This window comes from Paenibacillus oryzae, assembly GCF_001675045.1.
In the GTDB taxonomy this organism is placed as follows: Bacteria; Bacillota; Bacilli; order Paenibacillales; family Paenibacillaceae; genus Pristimantibacillus; species Pristimantibacillus oryzae.
The window spans coordinates 61,263-85,769 of sequence record NZ_LYPA01000043.1; the positions used below are offsets into that span (position 1 = coordinate 61,263).

The following is a 24,507-nucleotide window of genomic DNA, read 5'->3' on the forward strand; positions in this document are numbered from 1 at the left end:
CATGGGTAGTGAAAAGCAACCTGATTGTCCTTCCGTCCAGATAAACTGGACAAGGGGGTATCGGGTTGCTTTTTGCAATAGGAAAAGGAGGGATTTACGTACATGATGGATCGTGTTGAAATGACGTTGGGCGGACGGCCGTTAATTTTGGAAACAGGCCGCTTGGCGAAGCAAGCAAACGCAGCCGTTACCGTGAGATATGGGGAAACGGTTATTTTGTGTACCGTCACAGCTTCAACGGAGCCCAAGGACCTGGATTTTTTTCCGTTGACTGTAAACTATGAGGAACGTATGTATGCCGTAGGTAAAATTCCGGGCGGCTTTATCAAGCGGGAAGGACGTCCAAGCGAAAAGGCGATTTTGTCCAGCCGTTTGACGGACAGGCCTATTCGTCCGCTATTCCCGGAAGGTTTCCGGAATGATGTGCAAATCGCCAATATCGTTATGAGCGTTGATCAGGATTGCTCGCCTGAAATCGCCGCTATGATTGGCACTTCCGCTGCTCTGACTATTTCCGATGTGCCTTTCAGCGGCCCGATCGGCGGTGTCGTAGTAGGACGCGTTAACGGGGAGTTTGTCATTAACCCGACGGTTGAGCAAGAGGAGCAAAGCGACATTTTTGTTGTCGTATCTGGAACAAAAGACGCTATCATGATGGTGGAAGCCGAAGCTGATGAAGTATCTGAAGAAGTGATGCTGGAAGCCATTATGTTTGGTCATGATGCAATCAAAGGCATCGTGGAAACGATCAACAAGCTGCAAGCTTCTGCAGGCAAAGAAAAAATGGCCGTCAAGCTTCATAGCGTTAACGCTGAAGTGGATGCTGCGGTTCGCGCCTTTGCATCCGCGCGTCTTCAGGAAGCTATTCGCATCCCTGAAAAGCATGCCCGCCAGGAAGCGATTGACGCGGTTAACAGCGAGGCCGTCGCTCATTTTGAAGCGCAATATGCGGAGACTCCTGAATTGCTTGGCGATGTGAAGGAAGTATTGTACGACATCGTTAAAGAAGAGGTTCGCCGTTTGATTACACATGACAAGGTTCGTCCTGATGGCCGCGCTTTGGATGAAATTCGTCCTATTGAATGCGACGTTGCCATTTTACCGCGCACACACGGCTCCGGCTTGTTCACGCGTGGACAAACACAAGCGCTTAGCATCTGTACACTGGGCGCCATGGGCGATGTACAAATTCTGGACGGCATTTCGCCGGAAGAAACAAAACGGTTTATGCATCACTACAATTTCCCGCCGTTCAGCGTAGGCGAAGCAAGACCGCTCCGTCCTCCAGGCCGTAGAGAAATCGGTCATGGCGCGCTTGGCGAAAGGGCATTGTCCAAAGTCATTCCATCGGAAGCCGAGTTCCCGTATGCTATTCGTTTAGTGTCCGAGGTGCTGGAATCCAACGGCTCCACTTCGCAAGCCAGCATTTGCGCAAGTACGCTTGCCATGATGGACGCAGGCGTTCCGATCAAAGCGCCAGTTGCAGGTATTGCGATGGGTCTGATTAAAGACGGAGACCACTTCTCCATTTTGTCTGATATTCAGGGGATGGAAGATCATCTGGGCGATATGGACTTCAAGGTAGCGGGTACGGCAGAAGGCGTAACGGCTATCCAGATGGATATCAAAATTGATGGCATCGACCGCAGCATTTTGCAGCAGTCGCTGGAGCAAGCCCGTCTTGGACGTTTACACATCCTTGGCAAAATGCTTGAAGTTATCAAAGAGCCGCGCGGCAACCTGTCCAAATACGCTCCGAAAATTTTGACGCTTCGCATCAATCCGGACAAAATCCGCGACGTTATTGGAGCAGGCGGCAAAATCATCAATAAAATTATTGAAGAAACCGGCGTAAAAATCGATATCGAGCAGGACGGCATGGTGTTTATCGCTTCCTCTAACGAAGAGATGAACCAAAAAGCCAAGTCCATTATCGAAGGCATTGTGAAGGAAGTTGTTGTTGGAGAGGTTTACCTTGGCACCGTTAAGAGAATCGAAAAGTTTGGCGTATTTGTTGAGATTCTTCCTAACAAAGACGGTTTGGTTCACATTTCGCAGCTTTCAACGGATCGTGTAGCTAAATGCGAGGACGTTGTTAAAATTGGCGATCAAATTACCGTTAAGGTTACTGAAATCGATCAGCAAGGCCGTGTCAACCTGTCGCGCAAAGTACTGCTGACAGCCCCTGAGACAAGCCAATCCTAATTGCCCCAAAAACATACAGATTTGCCGAAGAGTCAGAGTCCATCTGTCTCTTTTTGCTGTTCCCTGCTTTTTGCCGAAGTTATATTCTTGTCCGCTCCTTCATAAACTTGATCGTAAGAGACAAGCGCAGCAGACCCAAGCTGCCGATCGGGAGTGGAGATCATGTTTTTGCGCAAAGCAACCGTAATTGCTGCCAGTATGCTTATGCTGCTTGTTTTTATTAAAATCAACGGGGATGTAAGCTCCTTTATCGCCACGGTGAAGAATAGCGACGCAACAACGGTGCTTGCCGCTCCATTATTGACCGAGGAAGACAAGCTGGAGCTGTATAATACGATTGTGCAACATGCGGAGAGCAGCAGGGTCCCGCCTGTTGATGCCCGGATCGACCGGGTTTGGCGCGCTATACCGGGGTACAACGGCCTTGAGGTGGATATCGAAAAGACCTACCAGGAAACGCTGGCCTCGCCAAGGGGAAGCGGAATAACGTACCGATACAAGGAGGTTGAACCCCGAATCGGCTTGCAGCAGCTAGGCGCTCAGCCTATCTACAGAGGTAATCCCGACAAAAACATGATTTCATTTATGATCAATGTGGCATGGGGCAACGAATTTTTGCCCGGAATATTGGAAACGCTGGAGCGGGAAAATGTAAAAGCGACATTTTTTCTGGATGGAAGCTGGTTAGCCAAAAACATAGAGCTGGCGGAGCAAATCGCGGCAAAGGGGCATGAGCTGTCCAATCACGCCTACTCTCATCCCGATATGGCGGCATTAAGCCGCAGCGAGCAATACAAGCAAATCAGCAGAACGGAAACATTGCTTAAAGAGAAGCTTGACGTAAAAAATCAATGGTTTGCGCCACCCTCCGGCTCCTTCAATGGAACAACCGTTCAAGTTGCTCGTGAAATGGGGCTGTACACGGTATTATGGACGATCGACACCATTGACTGGAAGAAGCCTTCTCCAGAATCCATCGTTGCCAAAATCGACCGGAAGCTGGAACCCGGGGCATTGATTCTGATGCATCCCACCGCGTCCTCCAGCGAAGCGCTGCCTGGCATGATAGCAGCAGCGAAACGTAAAGGCTACGGCATAGGTACGGTAGGGGAAACATTATCGTCAGCCCGGATGGCCCCCAATGTTGAGGGGATAGGGAGATTCTGATATAGTGATATCATTCAGGACTTTTTGAACACGCACTTATAGGAGGACGCTTGGTGAATAAATACAATCTTAGCAATGGACTTCGGGTCGTTGTGGAATACATACCTACGGTAAGGTCCGTTTCCTTCGGCATTTGGGTCAAAACGGGATCGCGCCATGAAACAAAGGACAATAACGGGATTTCCCATTTTATCGAACATATGCTTTTTAAAGGAACGGCCGACCGTTCTGCTAAGGATATTGCCGATTTGTTTGATGGCATTGGCGGAAATGTCAACGCATTTACCTCCAAGGAATATACATGCTACTTCGCCAAGGTGCTGGATCAGCATTTGCCCATTGCCGTTGACGCGTTAGCCGATATGTTTTTTCATTCGCAGCTGGATGAAGGGGAGCTGGCGAAGGAAAAAAACGTTATTTTGGAAGAGATTTCGATGTATGAGGATACGCCGGATGATAAGGTTCACGATGAAGCCTCCCGAGCTGCATTTGGCGATCATCCCTTGGCTTATTCCATATTGGGACTGGAAGAGCGCCTTTCGGCTATGAATGCCGATACGCTTAGAGCCTACATAAACGAACGCTATACGATAGAAAATGTCGTGATCAGCGTAGCCGGAAATATTGAGGAGGCAGCGATTCTTGAGCTGCTGGAAAAGCATTTTGGCGGTTTCTCCCGGCATAACGCTCCCATTGTTCCGGATGCGCCGACATTCCAGGGCAATTCTATTTTTTACAAAAAGAAGACGGAGCAAAATCATATTTGCCTGTCATTCCCGGGCTGCTCCAATAAAGATGCCAAGCTTTACGCGATGATTTTACTGAATAACGCGCTTGGCGGCGGCATGAGCTCCCGCTTGTTCCAGGAAATCAGAGAAAAACGCGGTCTTGCATATTCCGTCTATTCCTATCATATGGGCTATGCGGATTCCGGCTTGTTTACGATTTATGCGGGCACAGCTCCCAAACAAACGAAGGAAGTGCTGGAGCTCACGATGGAGCAGCTTGGAGAGCTTTCTGTTAAAGGTCTTTCCGAGGAGGAGCTTTTCCGGGGCAAGGAGCAATTGAAGGGATCTCTAATCCTCAGCCTGGAAAGCACCAGCAGCCGGATGAACCGTATCGGCAAAAACGAGCTTATGCTTGGACGCCATTATACGCTGGATGAGCTTCTTGCCCGAATCGACAATGTAACAATGGAGGATATACAGGAAGTAACCCGGAGAATATTGTCCCAGCCATTTGCGGTTGCAATGGTGGGCAATAGTGATAAAGATGCTTCCGGACTAAGGAGGGACCAATTTGTATCACGTTCTGTTTAAGCGGCTTGAAGGCAATGAAGATATTCAGTTGCCGCGTAAAATGTCGGAGTGGGCAGCAGGCTTTGACCTGCAGGCTGCAGTTGGAGAACCCGTAACGCTGAACCCTGGCGAGCGAAAATTGATTCCAACCGGCTTTGCCATGGCTATGCCGGCAAATCTGGAGGCGCAAATTCGTCCTCGCAGCGGCTTGGCCTTTAAACACGGCATAACGTCGTTGAACTCGCCGGGCACCATTGATGCGGATTATCGCGGGGAGGTTAAAGTGCTGTTGATTAATCACGGCCAGGAGCCGTTTGTCATTACAAGAGGCGAGCGAATCGCCCAAATGGTCTTTCATGAAGTTCCGCAGGTGGATATTGTGGAAGCAGAGGAGCTTCCCGATACTGTAAGAGGAGCCGGCGGCTTTGGCCATACGGGCGTCAAGTAAAAACGGAATGATTGTTTTTTCATAAAGTAAAAGAGCCGCGTTTATCATGCTGTCGTTCAGACAGCCGGGAAACGCGGCTTTTTCTTTTTGGTATTTTTCTCACCCCCGTTTGGGCAGCGGCATAAGATGCTTTATATCCACTGGCAAGAAAGGAGTGAAGCCTGATGCTTACCGGCGTTCAGGTGCTTTTGCTTGGAGGCGACGCCAGGCAGCTGGAGGTCATTCGCAAGCTGGGCATGCTCGACGCTTCCTTGACGGTATGCGGCTTCGACGGGCTGCATTCTCCGCTTGACGGAGCGGTTCACGGGGAGTATAGCGAGGAGTTGTTCGAGGGGGTGGACGCATTGGTGCTGCCGGTTGTCGGCACCGACGAAAAAGGCGTAATCCCGGCTGTATTCAGCGATCGCGAGCTGATTTTGACCGCTGACCATATGGCAAGGCTGCCTTCGCACTGCAAGGTGTATACCGGAATGGCAAAGCCTTATCTCAGCGCGCTTTGCGAGCGCCGCGGGCTCGGGCTGATTGAACTGCTTGATCGGGACGATGTTGCGATTTACAATGCAATACCGACGGCGGAGGGCGCCTTGATGATGGCGATCCAGCATACAGACATTACAATTCATGGCTCCCTCTGCATGGTGCTCGGATTTGGCCGGACCGGCTTTACAATGGCCCGGACACTCCAGGGCGTAGGCGCGCGAGTCAAGGTTGGAGTCCGTCGTTCGGAGCATTTTGCACGGGCGCTGGAGATGGGCTTTGAGCCCTTTTACATGGACAGTTTGTTAGCCGAATCGAGTAATATTGACTTGCTTTTTAATACAATTCCGACTATGATAGTCACAGCACAAATTATCGCTAATTTACCTTCGCGGGCCGTCATTATTGACCTTGCCTCGAAGCCAGGCGGAACCGATTTCCGCTTTGCCGAGAAGCGGGGCATCAAAGCGATGCTCGCACCCGGACTCCCCGGTATCGTCGCACCCAAAACAGCTGGACTTATTATAGCGGACTGCTTGGCTCAGTTGATTTTGGACGACAGTAATAAGCGGGGGAATGGGATATGAATTGGAACGGAATTACGGTTGGGTATGCCTTGTCGGGATCTCACTGCACCTTTGCAGAGGTGATGCCGCAAATCAAACGGTTTGTGGATGCCGGAGCCAATGTTGTGCCGATCGTCAGCCATACGCTGATTACGACTGACACGAGGTTTGGAACGGCAAAGGAATGGCAGGAGCAATTAACGGGTATTACCGGCAATGAAATTATTTCGACGATCGTGCAGGCAGAGCCGCTTGGACCATCCTTGCTGCTTGATGTGCTGGTTATTGCTCCTTGTACCGGCAATACAACGAGCAGGCTCGCCAATGCAATTACGGACAGTGCCGTGCTGATGGCTGCAAAGGCGCAGATGCGCAATAGCAGACCGGTGGTGCTGGGCATTTCCACTAACGACGGACTTGGTTTAAATGCCGCCAACATCGCAAAGCTGCTGGTGGCTAAACATATTTATTTTGTTCCGTTTGGCCAGGATAATCCTGTTCAGAAACCGAACTCTCTCGTAGCCAAAATGGATTTGATCATGGAGGCGTGCGAGGCGGCGCTGAATGGAAAGCAGCTTCAACCCATTCTTGTGGAGAGGGCTCTGTAATGGGCATCCTCGTTCAAAAGTTTGGCGGAACCTCGCTTGCCGACGCGGAAGCGCGCGAGCGAGTCATTGGACATATTATTCGGGAACGGAACAATGGGTATAGTCTGGCCGTAGTCGTATCTGCGATGGGACGCAAGGGAGCTCCCTATGCGACGGATACGCTGCTGGAGGCGGGCGGCGGGGGCCTGCTGCCTGCGCGGGAGCGGGATATGCTGATGGCTTGCGGAGAAATCATCTCCGCGGCAACATTATGCAGCCTGCTGCTGGAAAGAGGGATTCCCGCGGTGGCGCTTACAGGCGGCGCTGCCGGAATCCGGACCGATGATCATTTCGGCGCCGCAAGAATCAAGCGGATTGAGCCGGAGCATGTAACCAAACATCTGAACAATGGCGCCGTCGCCATTGTATGCGGATTTCAAGGCATTACGGATAGCGGGGAGTTAACGACTCTTGGAAGGGGCGGCAGCGATACCTCGGCAACTGCACTCGGCGCCGCGCTTCAAGCCGACATGGTCGACATCTATACCGACGTGGACGGCATATTGACGGCCGATCCCCGTCTCGTTAGCGAAGCGCGGCAGCTTTCCGTAGTAGGGTATGCGGAAATTTGCAACATGGCAAGGCAAGGAGCCAAAGTTATTCATCCCCGCGCTGTAGAGATCGCGCAGCAGGCGAGGATTCCAATACGCGTGCGTTCCACTTTCACAGAGGAAAGCGGCACTCTGGTAACGGACAAGGGGGAGCATGACGGAAGCTCCTTGGTTAAGGATAGGCATGTTACAGGCATCGCGCATGTTTCTGGAATTACGCAAATTTCGGTAAAGGCGCCTAATGATGCGCAAGACATGCAGCTCCATGTTTTCCAAACGATGGCGCGCCACCATATCAGCGTTGATTTTATTAATGTGACGCCAAGCGGAGCGCTCTATACGGTCTTTGACCGCGATGCGCAAAAAGCGGTGGAACTGCTGGAAGCAGCTGGCTTTGCCCCGGTTGCAGTGCCGGGCTGTGCGAAAGTATCCGTCATTGGCGGAGGCATGAACGGGCAGCCGGGCGTTATGGCCAGAATCGTTGAAGCGCTGGCAGAGCAAGGAATCCCCATTATGCAATCGGCAGATTCCAATACCACGATTTGGGTGCTTGTTCGCGAAAGCGACATGGTGAACGCTCTGCGTTCGCTGCATGCCAAGTTTGAGCTGCATCTATCACTGTAGGCATATAGGAGGAGTCTCAATGGATTTCGGAAGATTGATTACCGCAATGGTAACCCCCTTCGATGCGGAGGGGCAAATTGACTGGAGCGCTACGGAAAAACTGGTTGATTATTTAATTAATGAGCAAAAAAGCGACAGTCTTGTCGTGTGCGGAACAACGGGTGAATCCCCAACGCTTAGCGATGAGGAGAAAACATCCTTGTTTTCGTTTGTCGTCAACTATGCTGCCGGCCGCTGCAAAATTATTGCAGGAACCGGAAGCAACAATACGGCTCATTCCATTCATTTGTCCAAAGCTGCCAAGGCTTGTGGAGTAGACGGGCTGCTATTGGTTGCGCCCTATTACAACCGTCCGACTCAGGAGGGGTTATACCAGCATTTCAAAGCGATTGCCGAGGCCGTTGACCTGCCGGTCGTTCTGTATAATGTTGAAGGCCGAACAGCCGTCAATATTTCTGCTGAAACGACGCTTCGCTTGGCGCAAATCCCTAACATTGTTGCAACCAAAGATTGCGCATCGCTGGAACAGCTTACGCTGATTGCCGCCGGCGCGCCTGACAGCTTCCGGATTTACAGCGGCGACGACAGCGTCGGCTTGCCGGCTATGTCGGTTGGGGCCTACGGCATAATTAGCGTTGCCAGCCATGTGGCCGGCAAGGATATGAAAGAAATGATTTTTGCCTACCTGAACGGCGACACCAAGCGGGCTGCCGCTTTGCACGGCAAGCTGTTTCCAATCTTTAAAGGCCTTTTTATCTGTCCAAATCCGGTTCCTGTCAAATATGCTCTTGGCCTGCAAGGCGTACCCGTTGGCGGGGTAAGGCTGCCGCTTGTGGATGCCGATGAAACCGAAAAGCAATTTCTTCGCGAATTAATTCAATAATTCCCATAATTGTTTCATAAAGCCGGTGCAGATCGCATCGGTTTTCTTTTTGAGGAAATCTATTTTACATTTAGGCACAGGCAGTCACTTGTGTTGAAGCTTTTTCATCATGTATAATGATTTCAAGTGATTGGGTGCGGCAAGTGAAAAGTTGGAAGAAACCGTCAGAGCGGCATCTGACGTTTACTTAATATTGCTTACTAATATCTGTCAGGAGGTATAGATTCAATTGTCAAAAAAGAATAACCAGGACAAGCTGCTTATATTTGCATTAGGCGGTGTAGGCGAAATTGGCAAAAACATGTACGTTGTCCAGTACAATAACGATATTGTTGTAGTCGATGCCGGGCTTAAATTCCCGGAGGAGGATATGCTGGGCATTGATATTGTCATTCCCGATATTTCGTACTTATCGGAAAACCGCGACAAGGTACGCGGCATTCTGATTACACATGGCCACGAGGATCACATTGGCGGTTTGTCCTATGTGCTTCGTCATCTGAACGTGCCGGTATACGGAACTAAATTGACGCTCGGCCTTATTGAAGGAAAGCTGAAGGAAGCGGGGATGCTCGGCGACACCAAACGAATTCTGATCAATGCGGATTCCGAGGTCAAGATGGGCTCCATCACAGCAACATTCTTTAAAACAAATCACAGTATTCCGGATTCCGTTGGCGTGTGCCTGGATACTCCGGAAGGCATCGTCGTTCATACGGGCGACTTCAAATTCGACCATACGCCTGTAAATGATCAGTTTGCCGATCTGCAGCGTATTGCCGAAATCGGAAGCAGAGGCGTGCTCGCCCTGTTGTCCGACAGCACAAACGCCGAGCGTCCGGGCTATACGCCTTCGGAGAGCAAGGTAGGGGACGAACTGGAGGATATCTTCCGCAAATCGACTCAGCGCGTTGTTGTTGCAACCTTTGCATCCAATGTGCACCGGATTCAACAAATCATTAACGCTTCCATCGCTACCCGCCGTAAAATCGCGGTTGTGGGCAGAAGCATGGTTAATGTGGTTGGCATTGCATCGGAGCTGGGATATCTCAACATCCCGGAAGGCATGTTGATCGAGCCTGAGGAAGTAAACAAGCTGGCTGCAGACCGTGTGGTCATTTTGTGCACAGGCAGTCAGGGAGAACCGATGTCTGCGCTTACGCGCATGGCTCGTTCCACACATCGCAAGGTTGATATTTTGCCTGGGGATACGGTTATCATTGCCGCGACGCCAATCCCTGGCAATGAGCGTTATGTCGGCCGTACGGTCGATGAATTGTTCCGCTTAGGCGCTAATGTTATTTATGGGCCAGGCTCCGTATCCGGCGTTCACGTTTCGGGTCACGGCAGCCAGGAAGAGCTCAAGCTGATGCTTAATCTGATTAAACCGAAATATTTTATTCCGATTCACGGCGAATACCGCATGCTTAGGCTGCACGCCAAGCTGGGAGAAGCAATCGGAATTGAACGCGAAAATATCTTTATCGTCGACAATGGCGATACTGTTGAAATTCAGGGCGGAGTTGCCCGCAAAGGCGCCAAGGTTCAAGCCGGCAATGTATTGATCGACGGTCTTGGCGTAGGCGATGTAGGCAATATCGTATTGCGCGATCGCAAGCTCTTGTCTCAAGACGGCATCTTGGTTGTTGTTGTTACGTTAAGCAAGCAGGATGGCACCATTTTATCCGGTCCGGACATCATATCCCGAGGTTTTGTATATGTCCGCGAATCCGAAGGTTTGCTTGATGAGGCCAATCGCATCGTTACATCCACGCTTAACAAGCTGATGAACGACAAGGTGAATGAATGGGCTTCGCTAAAAACAAACGTTAAAGATGCTCTTGGGCGCTTCCTGTACGAACAGACGCGGCGCCGCCCCATGATTCTGCCGATTATCATGGAGGTTTAATACGATCCGACCCATCACATGAAACAATCGCTCCTGTACGCCTTCATTGGCGTTGGGGGCGATTGTTTGCGTTTGCGGATGGTTTGCCTGCCCGAGTGAATAAAATTCCCGCTCCTCCTCATACTAAGGGCGCGTTTAAAAATGGGTTTTAGTGCAGGTCATTGACTCTTTGGACTACCTTTAAAAGGGAGAAGTGAAGCAGTATGAGCCTAATAGGGACAGGGGCTAATCTATTAACGGGGCAGGAGCAGCCTGGAACGGCGGGAGAAGAGAGGAAAACAGCGCCGCTGACAGAAAGTATTCAGCAGCTAGGAACAACGGGACTGCCCGCTCCGTCGGAGTCCAATATTTTTTGCATGACCATTATCGGACAAATAGAAGGGCATCTTATATTGCCTCCTCAGAACAAAACGACAAAATATGAGCATATCATTCCCCAGCTCGTTGCAGCAGAGCAAAACCAAAAGATCGAAGGCGTGCTGATCGTTTTGAACACGGTTGGCGGCGATGTGGAGGCGGGTCTGGCTATTGCAGAAATGATTTCTTCCTTGTCCAAACCAACCGTTACATTGGTTTTGGGAGGCGGACATTCCATCGGCGTGCCGATTGCGGTGTCCGGCAAACGCTCACTGATTGCGGAATCGGCAACAATGACCATCCATCCTATCCGGTTAAACGGCTTAGTCATTAGCGTGCCACAAACGTTTGAGTATTTGGATAAAATGCAGGACAGGGTCGTTCGTTTTGTCGTTGCCCATTCCGAAATCAGCGAAAACGCGTTTAAAGAGCTTATGTTTAAAACTGGCGAGCTGACACGGGATATTGGAACAACGATTATTGGCCCCGACGCAGTCAAATATGGATTGATTGACAGGGTTGGAGGGCTTGGAGATGCACTAAAGGAGCTGAATGCTCTTATTGCAGAGCAGCGTAAGCCATCGGAGCTGGGAGCTCCCCTGCCGCCTTTGTCACCGCCGCTGTTAGCCGGGCAGCCGCCTGTCATAGAGGGGGGCGCGACGATATGACACTGTATACGACTATGCCGCTTGAGCTTGTGCTTCAACATACAGAGGAGGAGCATGAAGAAATGCTGGAGGTTTGGTCAGGCGGAATCAGAATGCAGGTCGTACCTGTCGCTCCGGGCGTTGGAAAAGTTGTCCGGCTTTTGGATTGCAGCCTGGACGATTATTTGAATCCCGCGTATACTCCCGGTTCATTAATTCAATATGGGCTTAAAGTCCAATCTTGATTGATTCCTGCCAATTGAAAATAGTCCGTCCTGCCGAACTGTGCTATAATGGTAAACCAGAGGTGACGGAATTGGCGAAAAAAAAGAGAAGAAAAAAGTCGGTTGCCGCAACGCTTAAATATGAGGTTTACGGCATTTTGCTCATTACGATTTCTATCATTGCGCTTTCCGGCGAAGCAACAGTGGGACGCGCTTTATCCAAGCTGTTCGGGCTGATCCTGGGCAAGTTTTATTTTGTGCTGGCACTGGTTGGCATTTTTATCGGTCTTAGCGTCATGGTAAAGCGGGCTTGGCCGCGGGGATGGACAAGCCGGAGAACGGGGCTGCTTGTTCTGGTTTTGGCTTTTGCGCTTAGCAGCGCCATTACCGAAATCAACGTCCGCTTTGCGGGAGTAGAGCGGGAGGCATTATCCGGAGGCGTAATTGTCAGCGTTTTGAACGAATCGCTTCAGGTGGAGCTTCTTCAATCCCCTCCTATTCCGGGGGAGACGGTGCGAGATAAAGCGATAAGCGGCGGTTATACGGGCGCGCTGTTGTATGGCATGCTGTTTTCGCTGTTTGGCTATTACGGAGCTTTTATTATTAATTTTGTCATGTATGCCATAGCGCTTATGCTGGTGACAGGCAAGTCTTATGTCGAGCTGGTATCCTGGTTGAAAAAACGGGTGCAAAGAGTGCTCAAGCTGCTTTTCTCCAAGCTGAAGAACAGCCGCCGCCGCAAGCGCAAAGCTCCGGTTGCCGCAGCGCTTGACCGAAATGCTGATGGGATGGCAAATGAGGCCGACGTTATTGAAGACGATGACCATTACGAGGCAGAGCCGAAGAAAAAGCGGAAATCGCTCTTTTTTGCATGGAAGCAGCAAGGCGGGGAGGATGGCGATCAGGGGCATCATGACGAATGGCAGCTTCCAGAGCAAAAACCGGCTGTTGCTAGCGATTATTCGTATAATGAAGAAGCGGCGGGGCCGTGGGAGCAATCGGGAGATGTTTATGACGAATTGGAGGGCAGAAATCAAGGCGACGCATTTCCTCCTTGGGAAGGGGAAGCCGAGGCGCCTGCTATGCCTGAACAATGGGAACCGGACATACATAATGAGGCTGATGCCTATCAACAACGACAAGAGCCGCATCCGTGGGAGAACGAGCAAGAAAGTGATAATGCCGGCCACGACTTCCAGCAAATGGACGAGGATATGCCGCCTGAATTGGCGTCTGACATTGATGGCGAAGAGGACGGACAAATGGTTGACGGGGCAGATGAAGAAAGCATCATCGTTGAGGGAGATGATAACGCTCCGCGAAGACCGATTGCGGAGCCTCAAGCTGATATTGCGGCTCCCAAGCCTTATCGTCTGCCTCCTTTTTCCCTGCTTAACAAGCCAAGCGGCATGAATAAAAGCGCTGAAGGCGCCGATATGTACGATTCACGGCGCAAGCTGGAGGCGACGCTTGAAAGCTTTGGCGTGAGGGCAAAGGTGCTGGATGTTGTAAGGGGCCCAGCGGTTACGCGCTATGAGGTTCAGCCCGCAACGGGCGTTAAGGTTAGCCGGATCGTAGGCTTGACGGATGATATAGCGCTGGCGCTGGCTGCCAAGGATATTCGAATGGAGGCGCCTATTCCGGGCAAATCTGCAATTGGCATCGAGGTTCCCAATTCCGAAGTGTCCGTTGTAACGATGCGTGAAGTGATGGAAACGCCGGCCTTTCAGAATGCGACCTCCAAATTGTCTATTGCTTTTGGCAGGGATATATCCGGCACAACGATTGTGGGCAACCTGGCAAGAATGCCCCATCTGCTTGTAGCGGGAGCAACGGGCTCCGGCAAGTCGGTATGCATCAACGGCATAATAACGAGTATTCTGTACAAGGCGAAGCCGGATGAAGTTAAATTTTTGATGATTGATCCCAAAATGGTGGAGCTGAACGTATACAACGGAATCCCCCATCTGCTGGCTCCGGTTGTTACCAATCCGCGCCGCGCATCACTGGCGCTTAAAAAAATCGTTGTGGAGATGGAGAAGCGGTACGAGCTGTTCTCCAAGTCAGCGACACGCAATATTGAAGGCTATAACGCATTAATGGAAGGGAACCCAAGCGCGCTCCTTCCTTATATTGTTGTCATTGTGGATGAGCTCGCGGATTTGATGATGGTGGCTGCTAATGATGTAGAGGATGCGATAGCGCGCTTGGCTCAAATGGCGCGGGCGGCAGGCATTCATCTGATTATAGCGACCCAGCGTCCGTCAGTGGACGTCATAACGGGCGTTATCAAGGCCAATATTCCTTCACGGATTGCGTTTGGCGTATCCTCTCAGGTGGACTCCAGAACTATTCTGGATTCAGCGGGAGCGGAAAAGCTTCTGGGCCGGGGCGATATGCTGTTCCTGCCGGTAGGCGTATCCAAGCCAACCCGCGTGCAAGGAGCATTTTTGTCCGACAGCGAAGTGGAAGCGCTGGTTGCTTTTGCTCGCGACCAAGGCGAAGCGGAATACAAGGAGGACCTTGTTCCCGAAATTGACGAGGAGAGCAGCGAGGAAGGCGTGGTGCTGGACGAGCTGTTTGATCAAGCTGTGCAAATTGTCGTTGAAGCCAAGCAAGCCTCCGTTTCGCTTCTTCAGCGCCGGATGAGAATCGGTTATACCCGCGCAGCGCGCCTGATTGACCAAATGGAGGCCAAAGCAGTTGTTGGACCGTACGAAGGCAGCAAGCCGAGGGAAGTATTGATTACGCCCGAGATGCTTGAGGCTAATAAAATCAGCTCGTAATTGTCTCAAGGGGCTGTCCGAAAAGTCTGTTGCGGTGAATAAGGATTCAGCACTCCTTATTCATTCCGCTTGACTTTTCGGACAGTCCGTTTTTATGTCACGCCTGTCTTCATAAGAGTTAGTTAGTTTGCATAGAAGAGCTGTAACTTTCTCATACTAGAGTCAGGCAAAGCTTCCTGAACCAAACTAACTTGCAAGAGAAAGGCAGATTCCGACATGAGACATTACTTGATGACGGTAACGGTGATTATCGTTATGCTGCTGTTTGGCATCTTTTCTCTGTTGAATGGGAATGACGGAGGAGTAAGGGCTGCTTTTACAGGCGCTACGCTCCGGGTTGGCTCCAGCGGACAGGATGTAAACGAGTTGCAAGGCCGTTTGACGTATCTGGGTTATTATAACGGTGAAATTGACGGTATTTTCGGCTCCAAGACAAAAGGCGCTGTTACGTGGTTTCAATGGAAGTTCGGGCTGAAGTCTGACGGTATCGTTGGGGCAGCAACCAAAAAAAAGCTGGTTGACGCTACAAAAAACTGGAAGCCGGGGGAGACTAACAGCGGTTCTGCTGGCGCAGGTTCGCCGGGAGGCGGCTCTGCCTCGTCAGGCCAGCCGCCGCTGCAGAAATCCAATCGGCTTGGACTGACCGAAAACGATATCCAAATTATGGCCAATGCAGTTTACGGCGAGGCGCGGGGCGAACCGTTCGAAGGTCAAATTGCCGTTGCAGCCGTTATTCTGAATCGCGTTAAGGACGAAAACTTTCCGAACACGGTTTACGGGGTCATTTTCCAGCCTCGCGCTTTTACTGCGGTGGATGACGGCCAAATTTATTTGACGCCAAACGCCAGTGCCAGAAAAGCGGTGGAGGAGGCTATTGCAGGCTATGACCCTACTCAGGGCTGCCTGTATTATTTTAATCCGGAAACCGCTACCTCCAAGTGGATTTGGACGCGTCCCCAATTTAAGACCATCGGCAAACACATCTTTTGCATGTAAAATGCGGGATGGGCTCGATTTACGCTCAAAAAACAATGCTCCGCTGAAGGAAGCAGTCATTTCTGCCACGAGCAGAGGTGGTTGCTTCTTCCATTTAGACTGAAGTAAAATAATGAAAAAGCGTACCTGAAAGGGGACAAACGCGTGAATGAATTTCAACGAGGGCGGATTGGCGCAATCAATCTGCATGTGCTTCCGACAAAAGTGTTTAAAACCTTTGCTATATCGCTTTACGCCGGAATCCCGCTAGCCGAAAATACGGTAACGCCGGTAGCCCTGACGCCATTTGTGCTTAGAAGAGGCACGGCGTCTACGCCAGAAACAATCGCTTTCCGGGAAAAGCTTGACGATCTGTATGGGGCCGGGTTTGGTTTTGATGTGTATAAAAGGGGCGACGCGCAAATTGTCCAGTTTCGGATGGATGTCATTAACGATCAGTTCGTGAGTGCAAGCCAACCCTTGCTGGCAGAGGCGCTGACCTTTTTGGGCGATGTAGTAAGCAAGCCCCTTTTGGAGGAAGGTACGTTTCGCAGTTCCTATGTGGAATCGGAGAAGGAGACGTTGAGGAACCGGCTTCAGGCCATCGTTAACGATAAAATCCGCTATTCCGCCGAACGCTGCGTAGAGGAGATGTGCAAAAACGAGCCGTACCGCCTACAGGCATTGGGGCGTCTTGACGATATAGCCGGCATTTCGCCGGAAGCGTTGTACCAGAACTATTCAGCCTGGCTGGATCATGCAGCCTTTGATTTGTACGTTGCGGGGGATACGACTCTTGAAGAGGTGGCGGAGCTTGCAGGAAAAGCCTTTAAGCTTAAGCCGCGACAGCCAGGCGCTTATGGTGCGCCCGACAAGGGATATTCCATTAAGGAAACAAATTATGTCGTTGAGGAAATGGATGTTAATCAAGGCAAGCTGAACATGGGGCTCAGAACCGGGATAACTTACGGCGACGACGCTTATGCGGCTATGCTGATGTATAATGGCATATTGGGCGGCTATCCCCACTCCAAGCTGTTCCGCAATGTCCGTGAAAAAGAAAGTCTGGCCTATTATGCCTCCTCCAGGCTTGACGGACATAAGGGCATTTGCGCCATTCAATCCGGCATAGAATTTCAAAACTACGAGAAGGCGCTGGAAATTATAACCGAGCAATTGGCCAGCATGTCGAAGGGCGAGCTGTCCGACTTGGAAATGAACCAGACCAAGGCGATGATTATGGGACATTTGCGCGAAATACAGGATTCCGCCTATGAGATGATTGCTTACGATTTTAATGGCGTATTAAGCGGAAACCTGCGTACGCGGGACGAGTTGATGGCTCAGATCGCCGCTATAAAGCCGGAAGACGTTGCAGAGGTCGGGAAGCATGTCCGGCTCGAGACGGTCTATTTTCTGCGCAACCGGAAGGAGGCATAACCTATGGAAAAGCTGAATTACCCCCAGGTTCAGGAGACGCTGTACCGCGAAGTGATGGATAACGGGCTTGAAGTGATTGTGCTGCCCAAGGAAGGCTTCAACAAAACCTACGCCACCTTTTCCACCCGGTACGGCTCCATCGACAATCATTTTGCGGTAGGGCAAGGCGAGCCTGTAAAGGTGCCGGATGGCATCGCCCATTTTCTGGAGCACAAAATGTTCGAGGAGCCGGAGGGCGACATATTTGCCACGTTTGCATCCCAAGGCGCGTCCGCCAATGCGTTTACTTCCTTTGACCGGACGGTTTATCTCTATTCCGCCAGCGAGCAGGTGTATGAAAATTTGAGCACCTTGATCGATTTTGTGCAAAATCCTTATTTTACGGATGAAAATGTGAATAAGGAAAAAGGCATCATCGAGCAGGAAATCAATATGTATCGGGACAATGCCGATTGGCGCGTTTATTTTGGCCTGATTGAATCGCTGTATAAAATGCATCCTTTGCGGATTGATATTGCCGGAACAGCGGAATCCATCTGGCAGATTAACAAGGAAACGCTGTACAGCTGCTACCATACCTTTTATCACCCGTCCAATATGCTGCTGTTTGTCGTCGGAGGCGTTCAGCCGGATGAGGTGTTCCGTCTGGTGCGGGATAACCAAAGCGCCAAATCGTTTCCCGGGCAAGGGGAGATCAGGCGGATCTTCGACGAGGAGCCGGAGGAAGTGCAGGCGCCGCGCAAGGTTATACAGCTTTCCGTGTCCCAGCCTAAATGCATGTTTGGGTTCAAGGAGCCAAAAACGGGCTATACCGGCGATAAGCTGCTGCGGCATGAAATAGCTACCAAGCTGATGATGGAAGCGCTGCTGGGACCAAGCTCAGCCCTGTATCAGGGGCTGTATGAGCAAAAGCTGATATCGGATTCCTTTGGACATGAATACAACTCCGCCAGCGACTATGGCTTCTCCGCCATGGGCGGCGATACGCCCGACCCCGACAGGCTGCTTACGGACATCGAGGCCGCCATAAAAAAAGCCAAAGAGTCTGGCATAACAAACGAAGCTTTTCAGCGCGCTAAGCGCAAAAAAATTGGCGGTTACCTGCGTATGCTGAACTCCCCCGAAGCAATCGCGGGTGAATTTACCCGTTACCGGTTTCGCGAAAGCGATATGTTCCGGGTTTTGACCCATTATGAAGAATGCTCGCTGGAGGAAGTGAACAAGCGCCTTCGGGAGCATTTCAACTTTGATCGGCTCGCCGTATGCATTGTGGAGAAGCCTTCGGAATGAAGACGCTGAAGGAAACGACGGTTTTAATTACGGGGGGCAGCAGGGGGATCGGCTCCGCGATTGCAAAACGTTTTGCCGCTGAAGGGGTCAACATCGTTCTTCATTATTTGCAATCCCATGAGCAGGCGAATGAAACGGCGCGAGCATGCATGATGCTTGGAGCCAACGTGATGACCATTTCTGCGGATCTTAAGTCAAAGGATCAGCTGGCTCGGATGCGAGAAAAGCTTGACAGTCACGGCATTAAGCCCGATATCCTGGTCAATAATGGCGGAATTGCCCATTATGGACTGCTGGGCGATGTAAGTGAGCAGGAATGGGATGACGTGATGGCAGTTAATTTGAAGGGGATGTTTCTTTGCACCCAGCTCTTTATGGAGCATATGGTGACCCAGCGGTATGGACGCATCATTAATGTTTCTTCCGTTTGGGGAATGTCCGGCGCGTCATGCGAGGTATTGTACTCCACAACTAAAGGAGGCATGAACGCCTTCACCAAGGCGCTGGCCAAAGAGCTGGCGCCCTCCGGCGTGACCGTTAATGCGGTTGCCCCGGGCGTTGTGGATACCTTGATGATGGACAATTTTAATCCGGAGGAAAAAGCGGCGCTAGAGCAGGAAATACCGGCTGGCCGTTTTGGCTCGGCGGATGAAATCGCCTCGCTGGTCTACTTTTTGTCCTTGCCGGAATCCTCCTATATAACGGGGCAGATCATCAGTCCCAATGGCGGCTGGCATACATAAATTAGAAGTGGAAGCAAGCAAGAGATGGCAATGGACTCATCGAATAAATGACTTGCTCTGGGGCTATCCTAATGACTGTTGATGATTCTTTTCAACACCAACCGAGGAGGCGAAAAGGCATGTCGACTGTTTTGTCGAATTTCGAAACCTGGAAGCATTTTTTGGCCGACCGTATTGAGCAAGCCAAAAAAATGGGAATGTCGGAAGACACCATTTCGAAGCTGGCATTTGAAGTCGGAAGTTTCCTGGATGAAAAAGTAGACCCCCGCAATGACGAAGAACGGGTATTGAAGCAGCTATGGGATGTTGGCGATGAAGCCGACAAAAAAACGATAGCTCGTCTGATGATGAAGGTCGCCGAACAATCGTAGTTGGCCTCATAACAAGCAGAAAAGCCTCCCCGACAGGAGGCTTTTCTGCAATGAATGCATAAGATTTGCAGGATTGTAGCGAAATTTGTAGAATAGACAGTGGGATAGTAAAATGAAGATCGGATGGATTGGCCGGCAAGGCGAGCAAATTGGACTTTTTGCACAACTTCTTATATCATTCAAGTTTAGGACGGTGAAAGCATCTTGGAGACGAAACAATGGTACATGGAGTACAAAATACATAAGAACCGCCCGGGCTTGCTAGGGGATATAGCATCGCTGCTCGGCATGCTTGGCGTCAACATTATGACAATCAACGGGGTTGAGGACCGGACCAGGGGCATGCTGCTGCAAACCGATGATGAAGAGAAAATAGAATTGCTTGGCAAGATGCTGCAAAAAGTAGATAATATTACAGTAAACAAACTGCGTGCTCCTACGATTGTGGATATTTTGGCCGTCCGTCACGGCAGATATATTGAAAGAGATTCCGATGACCGCAAAACGTTCAGGTTTACGCGTGACGAGCTTGGCATCCTTGTTGATTTTCTCGGTGAAATTTTCAAAAGGGACGGCAATCATGTCATCGGCCTTCGCGGCATGCCGCGAGTAGGCAAGACCGAATCCATTATTGCGGGAAGCGTTTGTTCCAATAAAAGATGGACGTTCGTATCTTCCACGCTCCTTCGCCAAACGGTGCGCAGTCAGCTCTCGGAGGAGGAAATGCAGCCAAACAATGTGTTCATTATTGACGGGATCGTAAGCACCATTCGTTCCAATGAGCGCCACTACGCGCTGCTGCAGGAAATAATGTCGATGCCTTCCACGAAGGTGATTGAACATCCCGATATCTTTATTAAGGAATCGCATTACGACTACAGCCATTTTGATCTGATTGTTGAGCTGCGAAATACGCCGGATGAAGAGATTACATACGAGACGTTTACCGCGCATTATACAGATGACTTTTAAAAAGTCATAAAGCTTTGAGCAGTACGCATTGCTTTAGCCTCTGGAAGAGGATGAAGGGTTGGTTGATGCTTGCGAGGCGGAAAGCCAGGCGCAGTGAACGCATGCTTCCGCTTACGCTGGGAAAGGAGGCTTTTTCATGTCTGATTTAGGCGCGTTGCTTCGCAAGGCGAGGGAAGAGCGGGGCTTATCGCTGGACGACATACAGGAACTGACGAAAATTAGAAAAAGGTATCTGGAAGCTATCGAAACCGGGGATTACCGTGTATTGCCCGGCACCTTTTATGTGCGCGCTTTTGTGAAAAATTATTCCGAAGCGGTGGGTCTGGAGCCCGAGGAAGTGTTGCGCTTATATCAGCATGAGGTTCCAGCGTCGCCTGTTGAGCAAAATACCGAGCCGATTCCGGCGCGGAAGCCTCGCCGCATCAAAGCTCAAACCTCCGATCGCTTGGGGAAAATTGGGTTTAATCTGTTGATGTGGAGCTTTATTATTCTTATTTTAATCGTGGTTTGGGTGTATGTGTTTAATAATGACGACACCAAAACCAACAAGCTGGATGAAACGCCGATTACGGAAAATTCCGCCCCTCCGCCGGATAACAACACCGGCAGCGGCGCAACGCCAACGGCAGCGCCTACCGCTACGCCTGAACCGACTCAAGCTCCGGCGACTGTTACGTTCAGCAGCAAGGTAGGCAAAGCAGATCAATTTGATATCGGGCCGGCTGGCGGAAGCTTCAAGGTGAAGTTGAAGGTGTCCGGCGGCAGAAACTGGGTTGAGGTGCGCACGGGAAGCGCCAGCGGCGAAAAGCTGTTTTATGCCAACGCCGAAGATGGCTCTGAGAAGGAATACGATTTGACGGGACCGTTATATATTAACGTGGGCCGTTCCGATTTTACAGAAATAACGGTTAATGGAGTGCTTGTCCCTGACGGAGACAGAGCTGCATCCAAAAAATTGTTGCTTAAGCCGTTAGTTGCCGAGTCCGGTGGCGGAGAGCTGCCCGAAGGCACGCAAACTGCGGAATAATGAATAAACAAAGGCATGGAAACGGAGTGTGGAAAAATGAGCTCGGAAAGTTTTTTTGATATTGTATCCAAAGTGGATATGCAGGAATTGGGCAACGCTATTACCCAAGCGGAGCGTGAAATCGAAACGAGATTTGACTTTAAAGGCAGCAAAAGCAGCATAACGCTTGAAAAAGAAGATATTGTGGTTGGCTCCGACGATGATTACAAGCTCAAAAGCGTCGTGGATATTTTGCAATCCAAAATGGTCAAGCGAGGCGTTCCGATCAAAAATATGGATTTCGGAAAGATTGAAGGAGCCTCCGGCGGTACGGTACGCCAACGCATCAAGCTGAGACAGGGCATTGAGCAGGACGTTGCCAAAAAGATTAATATTTTGATCCGCGATTCCAAGCTGAAGGTGAAAAGCCAGATTCAAGGCGATCAAATTCGTGTTTCCGGCAAAAGCCGCGATGATTTGCAAGCTGTCATTGCCATGCTGCGCGGAACAGAATTACCTGTTGAGCTGCAATTCACCAATTATCGGTAATTAATTTTCAGAAACTGGAAGTGAATGGCATGTATAAAGAAAAAACAACTGCGGGAACTGCCCGTACTTCCGGAAACGCCAGCCGCCCGGAGACAAATTGCAGCCTCGCCCCCGTAGAGGGCAGTATGGAGTCTGTAAGCAGGTTTGAATGTTCCGGGGAGGGAATGTAAGTGAATTTAGCCAACCGTATCACGCTGGCGCGGATTTTTTTGGTGCCGGTCATTATGTTTTTTTTGCTGACCAACGTTAATTTGGGCTCATTTTCCTTTTCAGACTATACGATTACATATAACCAGCTGGTGGCTGCCATCATTTTTATAGTTGCGGCAAGCACAGATGGTTTGGACGGTTATATTGCGCGCAAAAACAAAATTGTAACGAATTTGGGCAAATTGCTGGACCCGCTTGCCGATAAGCTGCTGGTAGCGGCAGTGCTTATTTCGCTGGTTGAGATGGACAAATTGAGCGCCCTGATTGCCATCATTATTATCAGCCGCGAATTTGCAGTTACTGGCTTGCGTCAAATCGCGCTGCTGGAAGGCTCCGTCATGGCCGCAAGCAAATGGGGCAAATGGAAAACAGCCATTCAAATTACGATGATTATTGCTTTGTTGCTTAATAATTTTCCATTTGTTTTAATTGATTTCCCGTTTGACATCATCTCCAGCTGGGTCGCCGCCGCCATCACGCTTTATTCCGGTTTTGACTACTTTGTCAAAAACAAAAAACTCATACCGGTTGAATAAAGCAAATGTTATGATTATGCCGCCAGGCGTCATTCGTGATGGGAAGCGTACTTTTTGAACTATCACTTTAGAAGCACTTTTCCGATTTGCGGAGAAGTGCTTTTCCATCAAGAAAGAGTTCCGAACCAAGAGGAGGAGCAAGTGGATGAAAGCAGAAATCATAGCGGTTGGTACGGAATTGCTGTTAGGTCAAATCGTGAATACAAATGCTCAGGCTTTATCGTTGAAATTGGCGGAGCTTGGCATCGATGTATATTTCCAGACAGTCGTTGGCGATAATGCCGCAAGACTGAAGCAAGCCATTGAGATAGGACGGAGCCGCGCAGATCTGCTTGTGTTTACAGGCGGCCTGGGTCCTACCCAGGACGATCTGACAAAGGATGTCCTGGCCGACTATCTGGGCCGGAAGCTGATCATGCACGAGCCGTCCATGGAGGCCATCCGCCATTTATTTTCCTCCCGGGGCATGGATATGGTAGAGAGCAACCGCAGACAAGCCCATATGCTGGAAGACAGCTTCCCTCTTGAAAATACGACGGGCCTTGCCGTCGGAAACGCGCTGGAGCAGGACGGGACGCTGTACGTGCTGCTGCCTGGTCCGCCTAGAGAGATGATTCCGATGCTGGAAGGCCCCGCCCAGGACTGGCTGCGCTCCATGCTTGGCGAGGAGCGTCCCCTTTATTCCCGCCTGCTCAAATTTGCCGGGATTGGCGAATCTAATCTGGAAGCCAAGCTGCTGGATTTAATCGAAGGCCAAAACGACCCCACTCTGGCGCCTTACGCCAAGGAGGGAGAAGTGTCCATTCGCGTATCGACAAAAGCATCGACCGTCCAGGAAGCCGAAGAACGCATTCAAAAGGCGGTTGACCTTATTAGCGAGCGCGTAGGCGAGCATCTCTACGCCCAGAAGGACATTCCGATCGAGGAGGAGATCGTCCATCTGCTCAGGGCATCCAGAAGGCGTCTGGCGAGCGCGGAGAGCTGCAGCGGCGGCTTGTTCGCCGAGCTGGTGACAAATGTGCCGGGCAGCAGCGGAGAGTTTGTAGGCGGCGTGGTGACGTATACCAATGCAATGAAGCATCAGCTGCTTGGCATACCGATGTCGCAGCTGGAGGGAGATGGCGCTCCCGGCGCAATCAGCGAATCTACGGCTGTGCTTATGGCGGAAAATGTGCGCAGCATTTGCGATGCCGACTTCGGCGTATCCCTTACGGGGGTTGCCGGCCCTGCGGAGTCGGAGGGCAAGCCCGTAGGGCTGGTTTATTTCGCCATTGCGGAGCGGGACAAAGAAACCGTAGTCTACAAGGTGCAAATGAGCGGCGGGCGCTCCATGATCAGGCTGAGGGCCGTCAAAGCGGCGCTTTACAGGCTGTGGCAGGCGCTCCGGGCTTAAAGGGCGTTTCATAAGTCTGTCTTCAAGCTTTGAAACATGCGGCAGCTGCAAAATGATGATTGCCATTTGATGAATATTGGCGTATAATGGACAACAGTTGATCGGAAGAACCGTGGCGAAGAATACTTTGCTGCGGTTTTTTTATATCCACAAAAAATACGAATGTTTGTTCGAAAAAAGGATTGGCAAAGCTTCGGAAATGAGTTATGATAGCAATATAAATCGTGAAGGAT

The 24,507-nt window shown here is 50.6% G+C and carries 22 protein-coding genes; all 22 read left to right on the plus strand.

The genetic code is table 11. The annotated features are described in order from the left end of the window. Positions 1-102 precede the first annotated feature (102 nt). The 22 genes from pnp (at position 103) to A7K91_RS07325 (ending at position 24,274) form a co-directional block, all read left to right on the plus strand. Positions 103-2,205 (plus strand): polyribonucleotide nucleotidyltransferase, encoded by a 2,103-nt coding sequence (gene pnp, locus A7K91_RS07220; protein ID WP_068681154.1) that lies wholly within the window; start codon positions 103-105, stop codon positions 2,203-2,205. A 162-nt stretch (positions 2,206-2,367) separates the two neighbouring features. Then, positions 2,368-3,372: a polysaccharide deacetylase family protein gene (locus A7K91_RS07225; RefSeq protein WP_068681156.1), complete on the plus strand. Its 1,005-nt coding sequence runs from the start codon at positions 2,368-2,370 to the stop codon at positions 3,370-3,372. A gap of 53 nt (positions 3,373-3,425) precedes the next feature. Further along, positions 3,426-4,691, plus strand: a complete 1,266-nt coding sequence (locus A7K91_RS07230; protein ID WP_068681158.1) for a M16 family metallopeptidase — start codon at positions 3,426-3,428, stop codon at positions 4,689-4,691. Next, entirely contained in the window at positions 4,672-5,118 is a 447-nt protein-coding gene (gene dut, locus A7K91_RS07235) for a dUTP diphosphatase (RefSeq protein WP_068681160.1), read from the plus strand. Before A7K91_RS07230 ends, dut begins: the two co-directional genes overlap by 20 nt. 164 nt (positions 5,119-5,282) lie before the next feature. After that, complete coding sequence (gene dpsA / locus A7K91_RS07240) at positions 5,283-6,182, plus strand: dipicolinate synthase subunit DpsA (RefSeq protein ID WP_068681162.1); 900 nt, start codon at positions 5,283-5,285, stop codon at positions 6,180-6,182. After that, positions 6,179-6,769, plus strand: coding sequence for a dipicolinate synthase subunit B (locus tag A7K91_RS07245; RefSeq protein WP_068681164.1), 591 nt, complete (start codon positions 6,179-6,181; stop codon positions 6,767-6,769). Before dpsA ends, A7K91_RS07245 begins: the two co-directional genes overlap by 4 nt. Continuing rightward, positions 6,769-7,983: an aspartate kinase gene (gene dapG / locus A7K91_RS07250; protein WP_068681166.1), complete on the plus strand. Its 1,215-nt coding sequence runs from the start codon at positions 6,769-6,771 to the stop codon at positions 7,981-7,983. The genes A7K91_RS07245 and dapG overlap by 1 nt, the downstream gene beginning before the upstream one ends. Positions 7,984-8,002: 19 nt before the next feature. Beyond that, positions 8,003-8,866 (plus strand): 4-hydroxy-tetrahydrodipicolinate synthase, encoded by an 864-nt coding sequence (gene dapA / locus A7K91_RS07255; protein WP_068681168.1) that lies wholly within the window; start codon positions 8,003-8,005, stop codon positions 8,864-8,866. A gap of 229 nt (positions 8,867-9,095) precedes the next feature. After that, positions 9,096-10,775, plus strand: coding sequence for a ribonuclease J (locus tag A7K91_RS07260; protein WP_068681171.1), 1,680 nt, complete (start codon positions 9,096-9,098; stop codon positions 10,773-10,775). A gap of 203 nt (positions 10,776-10,978) precedes the next feature. After that, positions 10,979-11,800 (plus strand): ClpP family protease, encoded by an 822-nt coding sequence (locus A7K91_RS07265; RefSeq protein WP_068681173.1) that lies wholly within the window; start codon positions 10,979-10,981, stop codon positions 11,798-11,800. Then, entirely contained in the window at positions 11,797-12,024 is a 228-nt protein-coding gene (locus A7K91_RS07270; protein ID WP_068681175.1) for a YlzJ-like family protein, read from the plus strand. The genes A7K91_RS07265 and A7K91_RS07270 overlap by 4 nt, the downstream gene beginning before the upstream one ends. Positions 12,025-12,095: 71 nt before the next feature. After that, entirely contained in the window at positions 12,096-14,789 is a 2,694-nt protein-coding gene (locus A7K91_RS07275) for a DNA translocase FtsK 4TM domain-containing protein (RefSeq protein ID WP_068681177.1), read from the plus strand. A gap of 216 nt (positions 14,790-15,005) precedes the next feature. Then, a complete protein-coding gene (gene sleB / locus A7K91_RS07280) occupies positions 15,006-15,785 on the plus strand; it encodes a spore cortex-lytic enzyme (RefSeq protein ID WP_068681179.1) in 780 nt (259 codons plus the stop codon). Positions 15,786-15,929: 144 nt separating this feature from the next. Continuing rightward, positions 15,930-17,204 (plus strand): EF-P 5-aminopentanol modification-associated protein YfmF, encoded by a 1,275-nt coding sequence (gene yfmF / locus A7K91_RS07285; RefSeq protein ID WP_068681181.1) that lies wholly within the window; start codon positions 15,930-15,932, stop codon positions 17,202-17,204. A 3-nt stretch (positions 17,205-17,207) separates the two neighbouring features. Beyond that, a complete protein-coding gene (gene yfmH / locus A7K91_RS07290; RefSeq protein ID WP_068681183.1) occupies positions 17,208-18,494 on the plus strand; it encodes an EF-P 5-aminopentanol modification-associated protein YfmH in 1,287 nt (428 codons plus the stop codon). Next, positions 18,491-19,237 carry an elongation factor P 5-aminopentanone reductase gene (ymfI, locus tag A7K91_RS07295; protein WP_156739388.1) on the plus strand — a complete coding sequence of 249 codons (747 nt, stop codon included), beginning with the start codon at positions 18,491-18,493 and terminating at the stop codon, positions 19,235-19,237. The genes yfmH and ymfI overlap by 4 nt, the downstream gene beginning before the upstream one ends. A 119-nt stretch (positions 19,238-19,356) precedes the next feature. Beyond that, positions 19,357-19,608: a DUF3243 domain-containing protein gene (locus A7K91_RS07300; protein ID WP_068681186.1), complete on the plus strand. Its 252-nt coding sequence runs from the start codon at positions 19,357-19,359 to the stop codon at positions 19,606-19,608. A gap of 204 nt (positions 19,609-19,812) precedes the next feature. After that, a complete protein-coding gene (locus tag A7K91_RS07305; protein WP_245697308.1) occupies positions 19,813-20,580 on the plus strand; it encodes a DUF3388 domain-containing protein in 768 nt (255 codons plus the stop codon). Between the two features lie 136 nt (positions 20,581-20,716). Continuing rightward, complete coding sequence (locus A7K91_RS07310) at positions 20,717-21,607, plus strand: helix-turn-helix domain-containing protein (protein WP_068681190.1); 891 nt, start codon at positions 20,717-20,719, stop codon at positions 21,605-21,607. 36 nt (positions 21,608-21,643) lie between these two features. Further along, entirely contained in the window at positions 21,644-22,135 is a 492-nt protein-coding gene (locus A7K91_RS07315; RefSeq protein WP_068681192.1) for a YajQ family cyclic di-GMP-binding protein, read from the plus strand. A gap of 170 nt (positions 22,136-22,305) precedes the next feature. After that, the gene (pgsA, locus tag A7K91_RS07320; RefSeq protein ID WP_068681194.1) at positions 22,306-22,881 is read left to right on the plus strand and encodes a CDP-diacylglycerol--glycerol-3-phosphate 3-phosphatidyltransferase; all 576 of its coding nucleotides are present in this window, start codon (positions 22,306-22,308) and stop codon (positions 22,879-22,881) included. 145 nt (positions 22,882-23,026) lie between these two features. After that, on the plus strand, positions 23,027-24,274 hold the full coding sequence (locus A7K91_RS07325) for a competence/damage-inducible protein A (RefSeq protein ID WP_068681196.1): 1,248 nt from the start codon (positions 23,027-23,029) through the stop codon (positions 24,272-24,274). The last annotated feature ends 233 nt before the right edge of the window (positions 24,275-24,507 follow it).